Origin of the sequence: Paenibacillus sp. DS2015 (genome assembly GCF_050433705.1) — a bacterium.
In the GTDB taxonomy this organism is placed as follows: Bacteria; Bacillota; Bacilli; order Paenibacillales; family Paenibacillaceae; genus Paenibacillus_AQ.
In genome coordinates, this window is sequence record NZ_JBNPWS010000001.1 from 344640 (window position 1) to 354622 (window position 9983).

The window sequence follows — 9983 nt, forward strand, 5'->3', positions numbered from 1 at the left end:
CAAGGATTAGAGGAACTATAGATCTTTCCAACGTAATACTGTAATGCTCACATTCTCCGTTCCCCCAGCAGCTGTATGGCTTCGATTATCAATATCACTTGCGTTTGAATGGGTCTCTACATTGCTCCATGCGCCTCGAGTTATTTTATAATCAATCTTGGTGCCCGCTTCTAACGTTAGCGATATGCTGTAGGTTCCGTCATTGTTCTTAGTCAGTTTATAGTTAGAGTCCGCTGGAAGCCAGTTATTAAATGTGCCTGAAATATATAAAGAATCTGCTGCGGGTGTATTCGCAGGAACGGTAACCTTTATATTTACGCTATTCGTTTGAACCTGAGGCTCTCCTGATGTAATGACACCTGAAGTAAATGTAGATGTTCCAGGAGAGAACACATAATTTTTACCCCCGTTGTTATCCCATGTCCCGCTACCATTATTGAATACAGCTTCCAATCCGGTAGCCGAACCAACATCGATAGTAATTTTGTTGTACCCTGTTACCTCTGATGTTAGCATGGCTATCCCAGGTGCATTCGTCCATGCACCTCCAATAGGGCGATAGTGGATAAAAGGAATGGCAAACCCTTGTTTGTAATAAACAGTTACCGCGTTAAATGGATTAGTGTTAGGGTTGGTAGATACACTAACTATGGCGCTCGCGGCAGATATACTACCCGTAGCATCATACGCCTTCACAGTATAGCTATATACCGTTGCTGGCGTTAATCCACTATCGGTATAACTTGTTGATGTGCTAGTACCTACTTTTAGTGAATCTCTCCAGACTTCGTACCCCGTTACACCTACATTATCTACAGATGCTGTCCAGCCTAATGTAATGGTTGTTTCTGTCTTCGTAGTTGCGGATACATTGGTTGGTACAGTTGGGGCTATGACATCCACAGGCGTCGCAGTCGTGGTAACACTGACTGCTGCGCTTGAGGCAGAGATATTACCCGCAGCATCATACGCCTTCACAGTATAGCTATATACCGTTGCTGGCGTTAATCCAGTGATTGAATAGTTAGTCAAGGCAGTCGTTCCTACTTTAACGCCATTCCGCCAGATCTCATAACCCGTTACACCGACATTGTCCGTAGAAGCTGTCCAACTTATTGTAGTTCTTGTGTCTGTTGTTCCTGTTGAGGTTACATTAGTTGGAATCGTTGGTGCTGTGATGTCTGCTCCTTGTGGGAGTCCTGCTGAAATGACACCAGCAATAAATGTGGATGTGCCGAGAGGGAAATTATAGTTTTTGCCCCCATTGTTATCCCATGTTCCGCTTCCGTTATTGAATACAGCTTCCAAACCCGTTGCAGAGCCGACATTGATTATCATTTTATTGTAGCCTGCTACTTCCGATGCTGGCATAACTACCCCAGGTGCAGTTGTCCAAGTACCTGCTGTAGGACGATAGTGAATATACGGTGCTGTATACCCTTGTTTGTAGTACACAGTTACTGAATTACCTGGATTCGTATTGCTTGTAGTTATACTTACCAATGCGCTTGTAGCTGAGATATTACCCGCAGCATCATATGCCTTCACAGTATAGCTGTAAGCTGTTGCCGCTGTTAATCCGCTATCGGTATAACTTGTCGATGTGCTAGTACCTACTTTAAGGGAACCTCTCCAGACTTCGTATCCCGTTACGGCTACATTATCTGTCGATGCTGTCCAACCTAATGTAATCGATGTCGCTGTCTTCGTCGTTGAGGATACATTTGTCGGTACAGTTGGAGCTATGACATCCACAAGCGTCGCGGTCGTGGTAACACTGACTGCTGCGCTTGCAGCAGAGATATTACCTGCAGCATCATACGCCTTCACAGTATAGTTGTACGCCGTTGCCGGTGTTAAGCCCGTGTTGGTATAACTAGTCAAGGCTGTTGTCCCTACTTTAACACCATTACGCCAGATCTCATATCCGGTTACACCTATATTGTCCGTAGAAGCTGTCCAGCTTAATGTAGTTGTCGTTTGTGTTGTGCCCGTTGAGGTAACATTAGTTGGAATCGTTGGTGCTGTAATGTCTGCACCTTGTGGGAGTCCTGCTGTAATGACACCTGCAACAAATGTGGATGTACCGTTAGGGAAAGTATAGTTTTTACCTCCGTTGTTGTCCCATGTTCCACTTCCGTTATTGAATGCAGCTTCTAGTCCATTAACAGGACCGATATTAATCGTAATCTTATTATAGCCTGATACTTCCGATGCTGTCATAACCACCCCTGGTGCAGTTGTCCAAGTACCTGCGGTAGGTCGGTAATGAATATATGGCGTTGCATACCCTTGTTTATAGTAAATGGTAACAACGTTTCCTGAATCGGTCGTAATGATAATCGGGTCGCTGTTAGGAGATTTATTATTTGCCGCATCATACGCCTTCACAGAATATTGGTAAGCCGTAGTAGGGCTCAATCCCGAGTCGGTGTAAGTCGTGCCAACGCTTGTAGCTACTTTTACACTATCGCGCCAGATCTCGTAACCTGCGACTTGATAATTATCTGTTGAAGCGGTCCAAGTCAAGGTGACCGTTGAGGCCGTTTTGGCGCTGAGTAATAGATTCGTTGGAACAGTCGGAGCTATAGTATCAGGAACCTTAGTCAATACAGCAAATGAACTGCTTAATGCAGAAATATTTTGCGCCATATCGTAAGCTTTTACTGTGTAATTATAGCTTGTAGACGCGATTAATCCGCTATCCGTATAACTATTCGTGGCAGATGTGCCCACCTTGACTCCATCACGGTAGATCTCATATCCGGTAACTGCAACGTTATCCGTTGAAGCTTTCCATGTCAGCGATACACTGCGATCCGTTATAGCACTTGTAGCTACGTTAGTTGGAATACTTGGAGCATCCTTATCCACCACAAGGAACGGATGTGTTCCTATAATAGCTCCGTTTACATCTTCGATGAGCTTCCCAGTCGAGTCTTTGGTGAATTTACCTGCACCCACATAGACGGATTGGATATCACTCTTCGTGACATTTCCTTTGCTATCCGTAGCTTCAATGTAATAATCTACAAGTTGATCACGGTATTCATTTAAGTAAGAATAGTACATATCTCCGATGTCTGAAACAGGAACTTTCTGCATCGTCGCTGTAGAAGACTGCCAGTCGGTTCCATTGATTTCAGGTTTCAAATCACGCTTCGTCATCGCATAATCCGTCCATGCGCTAACTTTGTTTACATCTATGTTGGAAATACCTCTTGAAGCCATTAATGCAGGATCATATACCTTGGACGTATTGTCCGAGGCAGCTTCGAACTTATCGCGATGCGTACGAACTTTCAATTTAATCGTCTGAATTCCACTTGCATCAAATGCGTAAGTGTAGATACCGAACGAATTATCAAAGTAATTCAGTGTCCATCCTTCTGCCTTACTATTGTTTGCGCTTCCTGGATTGTATGGATAGCGCTGCGGCCACCAGACGGATGGTCCTGTTTGGTCACTTGCTAGCTTGCCGTTCACATAAGGTTTGGAGAAATATAAAGATTGGCTGAAAGAAAGTGCTGGCTTCACACTATCATCAATATTCTCGTCATAGTAACCGAATCCGGAATCCATGGCTGGAAGTAGGAAATACCATGCAAGCTCTGCAGGGTTAGCTCCGCCTGCGTAATCGCTCGCAGCGTTTCCTTTAACGGGGTAAGACAACATATATGGATTTAATTGATTACCTTCATACGTAATCTGTTTATCCTTTGCAGTAGTCGGCTTCCAATAATTAGGGTGATCGGTCAACCAGATTTGTTCCGCTGTTTTTGCATAATTCTCTGAAGCTTGTAATAAAGCGAAATTCCGTTCCAAATAATTGAATCCGTATTCAAAAGAAACGGTATGACCATCATCGACGCCATTTATGCTTTTCTTAGGTGCTAAATCCATTCCCCTCTTTTTATTGAAATCCGCAAATTGTCCCTTCCAAATTCCAAAAGGCATATGCCAGTGGTACCAGGTTGGGTCAGAGGATGAGTCTCTTGTATCCACCCATGAACCGTCTTGAACGTGCACTACATCGGTCGCTGCTGGCGTATTATTAACTAAATATTCATCGATCCCTTCGCCTTTTACTCCGGAATCCGAATAAGTTACGTTTTTAGCAGCTTGCCATGTATCTAATGAACCTGCACGACCCTGAGCATTATCTCCATCATGTGCAATAACAAGGAATTGTTTCTGATTCGTAAGACCTTCAAAAGGCTTTAATGCCTTCGCAGTAACAGACCCTTGATAACCTTCTTCCCATGATTCGGATTGGGCTACAGGTACACCCACGACACGACTTTCCTTACCTGTTTCGGGGTTCACATATCGTACCCAGTGAGGGGTAGAAGCAAATGGGAATTTGTTGTAGATGTTCTGAGCTTCATTAAACATGGATTGTTTAACCCATGATCCTACGTTGCTTGTGTTCTGGAAATCAGCACGGTTTGGCGGTGAAATAAGTGTATCTATGCCCGGGCTGTCCAAATACGGATAATCTTGCAACGTTCGAGATAAATGGTTGTTTCCAAGAACGGACCACTTTATGCCCAATTTCTCTAATACTGGAATAAGTCTTTCAGAAAAACCTAGCTCTGTCGGAAAAAATCCCTTCGATGAAGTAAATGAATCGCCTAGGAAATAAGATTGTGCTAACGTTGCATTCTGATAAATCATATCCTTTAGTAAATAATCATTTCCTGTAAGGGGTCCCATGGAATGATGTCCGGAGAAATGAATCATGTCCAACGTTTTGTTGTTATTTGGAGTTTTCAAATTGTTATAAGCTGTTTTCCAAGGTGCTCCCCAGTTCGTGTTATTGTAACCGGGTACATTGTTCGTAGTCATAAAGCTGTTAACATTATTGACAACTGACCCTGACATCGTTACCTGCATCTGTGCGGATGGATAAGCGGCGTGTAGATCGTTGGCAACAGACCATGGCCAGTAAAGATAGGCACCGCTCTTAGCATCTTTTGTATAATAGGATACTAGATCGTCATGGGGCATTATGGCTCCTGTAGGCAAATAATAAGGATACAACGAAGGTGCGTTATTCTTCAGATCAATAACTTGTCCGTCATACATGTAACGGATGGGTGCACCCGTTGAAGTTGCACTGTATTGGCTCGTGTCGTAATATGGCCAAAAATTAGGCATATGGTTGTGGTACACATGAGATGCAGAAATTTCCGCAAAAACTTTATTACCGCTGTTGCCGCTTCCAAATACGCCCAAAGACACTGTTAGAAGCAAAAATAAAATCAATTTAGATACTGACTTCACAAAAATGCAACCTCCCTTTTTCAATGCAATCGTTTGCTCAAAATCCGAAAAAAATATTGGATCACCTCCGAAAAGAAAGTGTTGCATAGTCATGGAAGCGTTTTCTTGTTCTTATAATATCATATTATAAGTTTCCGTAGTAAAAAATAGTAATTAATATTTGTCTTAATATGTATTTAGTTTCTAACCATCAAAAAAAAAACCTTGAAAGGCACGAAGCCAATCAAGGTTTTTTTTTGATGATTTTACCGCTTGGAGATTTTCAGTTTCAATATCACTCATGAACTAATGGGGTACCTGAGATCCAAAATCATCTCGGCTTGACTTGTTCGCGTTATAGAATACCACGTCTCCATCTATCAGATGAAATCGATTGCCATAGGAATCTTGGATGTTGTGATTAAATCCTTCCATTCTCCACTGATTGTTCCTCTGTACCCCATTCACCACTTTATTCATCAGGGGAGCATTGATATATTGTAAGTGTGGATTCGCTAAATCTCCTTGTTGTATGGATTCAATATTGAAGTTCACTACAATATATCCATCTTTCAAGAACATCGATGCCTTTTCATCAAAAGGACCATTCTGGTACAGTTTGATCCCTTTCTTCACGACGTACGTATCCGCTGGAATGCTATATTCTCCATACCAATGTTGGATCGCAGCCAAAGCTCGATCTGTATTCACAGATGATGGAATGCTACTTTTAGGTCCTATGAAAGTTCGTAGCTGTTCAGGTAGTAATAGTAGGTCATATCCACCCACGGGTGTTTTTTGCTTCGTACTCTTATTTATATAGTTCTCTACGAATTGGTTCATAGATGTATTGATGAGTTGGCCTGAAGTATAGTAGTTCCTATACTTAAATTCAGCAGTATCCGTTAATTCCTCATTCGGTACATTTCGCATTCTTTCGTTCAACAGGACATATCTCTTTACCTGGTCATCATTCGAACCTATTTTCACAAAATTTTTGTCGCTTGCATGATAATACAAATCCACCGGCGTGGTCATTGTTCCATCTTTACTTACATAATTAAAGGTTGGTGTGATCCGAATGCCATCTGTGGGACCAAACATATTCCCTTTGGTCTTGAAATCAAATTTGTAATGGTACCCCTGCTTAATCGCTACGTTTTTAAATCCCTGTATGGGATGACTTCCAGGATGAATGGGTACTGTAAACTTCAAATCGTTCCCACGTGGATCGCCATCAATACTATTCATTCCCACCCAATAGGAAGTTCCTGTTTGTTGGAGGCTTCCTTTCCTTGTCCGGAAGACCGTTTCCCAATTGTAGTCCACAATATCTGTGATGTGGAAATCATATAACCTTCCAATCACCTCTACCGATATTTCATCTGTAGCCACATGATTTCTCAGTTCCGTGTTGGCGTCCGGTTGAACATCGAAATCTACTGGTGCATTCTCAGCAATATTTCGGAATAACACCTGGTAGTCTCCTTCATCTACCCATACCGGTAAATAGAATGCAGTATCTAACTGGTTCACCGGAATATCTATCCAGGTGTTCTTAGGAATAAACTGGGTTCGGCTTCCATTGTATACATCAAACGGAAACCATACCTGTTTCGTTCGATAATACTTGGCGTAATCCCGATCTCCATAACCCGGATAATTCACATGTTGCCCCTCTGTAGGAATTCGGACAGTGAAAGGTCTCTCCAATATAAATGCTGCACGATTATAATTTGGATTTGTCTTCTGATTATGTTCTTCATCATCGGTCACGAAGGAATAATTCACCACGGGTGTATGTACCGTCACCGTATTGATATTGTTGATAGGGTAATCCTTTCCACCACTGCCTCCTACATGGCCGTCTAGGAGATCATAGAATATCGTGCCCGAACTTGGCGTATTGGCTTTGTTGATAAGCGTTTTACTAATGAGTTGATTATCTAGATATAACACTCTATCACCGATCATAGGCGATTCTGGAATTTCACCTGGTATAGGTGCAACCTCGATAGCCATTTCATCGCTCATAATAATCTCCCCATTAAAGTCCACCCTATCATTCTGGACATCGGCATCCTGAGTTTGAGATTCGGCCATATCCATTAACACATCTGTATGATCATCTGGAGATGGTTTTTCATATCCTCCATCTTGCGGTGGAGGTGTGAAGGAAATCTCCCCAGTTTCCTTCGGATACACATGATCTTCTACCGATTCGTAATTCTCCGTTTCCAACGTTGGTGGGATATATCCACTTGGGTCTAGTGTAACCGTACCGCTAGGCAGGGCATAATTGCTCATGGTTGACTTGTTGAGTGTATAGACTTCTAAATTGTTGATCGTCCAGTAGTCGTAATCGCGTGTGAAACTGAATGAATAATTCTTCTCCTCTGTTTCAGACATTTCTATATCATCTTTGGGTTGCGGTATACCGTCAGGCCCTATGATAGGATCTTGTGGTATTTTCCAAGTCAATACATAGGTTAAATCTACACTACAATCATAGTTAATCTTCCCCACTTGATTTCCAAATGTGTGTTGAAACAAATAATTTAATCCTAATGTATTCGAGTATAGAAAATCTGAGGTGGGTATCCCTTGTCCAACATCGTAGCTGTATGGTGAGTTACTAGGATCATCCGCTTTGATTGCACCTGTTGCCCTCGGGTCCATAGAGATGGTCTGTGGTGTAGCTATTTGTCTTGGTGGTTCGATTGTCCATGTACAGCTTCCAATGCCTCCTGGTTCATCTGGATCCGTTGGAGGTGGATCACCCTTCTTTATGTAGTACATAAATGCGGTGTATTTCTCAAAAGAACCATCGTAATTGAAGGAATATGGATTGCCTGGCGTAATACGGCCGCTTGGTAATGCATCCGTTGTTGATTTTTTGAATCCTACATATTCATAGTCTTCATGAGTCGGTGGCGTAAAGGTATATTCCTCCCCTATAATCATCTCTTCGTTGACTCGGGGTGGGAATATATCATTCAAAGCTCTTCCAGCAGTTGTGTAGTATTTGACATTGAGCTGTGAAGCCAGTTCAATCTTAAATAGAATAGGGACATAGATCCGAACTCCTTTTACACCATCTGCATAATTGCCGCCGGTTAATGCGGTAATATCATCTGGAACGTCTGCATTCAATAACATGTTAATAGTCACCGGAACAGTTGCGATATCCGTTCCTATTCCTGAGGGTGAAATGGGCTCAATCGTGTTGTTGATTCCTCCAAGGCTAACAGCACGTTCATATTTATCATAAGTATCACTACGAGATTTTGTGAAGTATATGTCGTTAGCATATGTATGGATATAGATTTGAGGTGCAGAAATACTTTTAATTTTACGATTTGGAAATTGGAAATTATACGTATTGGATGCTTCTCCCCATCTCCCCATATTCGGGCCTTTGCCATCGGGAACCCATGTGCCTGCTGAATTACGCCACATTTCATAATAAAACATTCCAACAAAATAACGATAGTTTCCCACTTGATGATATTTAAGAGGGGTAATGTTAGTCGCTGCAGAAACCGTAGGTACCATAGATGATATGGATGGAATGGCGCTGAGAATTAAGATGACAGAAAGAAAAATCCTCCATACTCTGCAGAGGTACAAGCTAATTTTTTTCATAGAAGTCAGTCTCACTTCCAAGGATTTTTCAAAAGTGGGATGTAATCATCTGCAGCAAGATCGAAACCAATATAAAGCACCTCTTTAATTTTGAAATTCGTATAATTCTTAATTCCATCTAATTCATCGAGCCAAGATACTAGCGGATAGTAGAATGTTTTAGTTCCATCTCCATGCTTAATCGTTTGCTTATATACCGGATTTCTATAACGCGGGTGATTCTCTTCTGTTAAAAAGAATATGTTTCCCGGCGTTTCCGATCTTGTTTTAGTACGTACCTTAATATACGACAACCCATTCTCTTTCTTTTCATAGTCAATGGTGTAAAAATCATCGATAAAGGCGGATGGAAGATCAGATCGTTTAAATAAAATCACCTTATCGTGTTTAATATCATACGAATTTTCAATGAGGAAGGACTTATTACCAAAATATTTTTTATAAGGAGTTATCGATACGCTTTTCAACCCTGATTCTTCTAAGGTGAGTGCTTCCTTCGATCCGATCCAAACCCAACGCCCTACCTTATCCCATGAAACGGTTTGACCCAATCCTTCGCTAACCAAGCGCAAAGGAACAAACGTGCGATTTTGTTTTAATATAATTTTAGTTCCATAGCTTTTTTCTTTCCCATTCACGTCTGCTGTTGCTTGACCCACGACCATCTTCACCTTATGCTCGTCATCGTATATCTCCACTGTTGTCTTACCATCCGCTTTACTCCAACTCACCTTTGCACCTAATGCTTCAGAAACAAACCGAATTGGCACCATCACGCTACCTTGGGCATCTTGAAACGGTTTAGCATCTGGAAAGCTAATCTTCTTAGCATTCAAGAGTACCTCAATGGCTTCGGTGCTTTTAGCTGCTTCCGTCGGGATGGCGAAAGTCCCTAGAAACAGGGCTGCCACCGTCATAGATAATAAGACTTTTTTCATATTTACACCTTCACTTTGCTGATTATTTTATCTATTAATAACTCAACTTTCGCAGCTCAAATCTTTAAACAAACCCTTGATATAGCTGGGTAAACTAGCGATCCAATCCTGTAGTTGACAAAAAACAGACGTTTT

At 41.8% G+C, this 9983-nt stretch carries 3 protein-coding genes; all 3 read right to left on the minus strand.

The window, feature by feature from the left end:
• Window positions 1-15: 15 nt before the first annotated feature.
• The gene (locus J2T13_RS01800) at window positions 16-5286 is read right to left on the minus strand and encodes a carbohydrate binding domain-containing protein (RefSeq protein ID WP_429367756.1); all 5271 of its coding nucleotides are present in this window, start codon (window positions 5284-5286) and stop codon (window positions 16-18) included.
• A 285-nt stretch (window positions 5287-5571) separates the two neighbouring features.
• Window positions 5572-8820 carry a DUF5704 domain-containing protein gene (locus tag J2T13_RS01805; protein ID WP_429367758.1) on the minus strand — a complete coding sequence of 1083 codons (3249 nt, stop codon included), beginning with the start codon at window positions 8818-8820 and terminating at the stop codon, window positions 5572-5574.
• A gap of 101 nt (window positions 8821-8921) precedes the next feature.
• Window positions 8922-9848, minus strand: coding sequence for a copper amine oxidase N-terminal domain-containing protein (locus tag J2T13_RS01810; RefSeq protein WP_429367760.1), 927 nt, complete (start codon window positions 9846-9848; stop codon window positions 8922-8924).
• Window positions 9849-9983 lie beyond the last annotated feature (135 nt).

What these genes read in the sequence shown, in the direction of transcription:
- J2T13_RS01810 (WP_429367760.1), bottom strand. Translation starts at nt 9,848, where the DNA reads ATGAAAAAAGTCTTATTATCTATGACGGTGGCAGCCCTGTTTCTAGGG.
- J2T13_RS01805 (WP_429367758.1), bottom strand. Translation starts at nt 8,820, where the DNA reads ATGGTACCTACGGTTTCTGCAGCGACTAACATTACCCCTCTTAAATAT.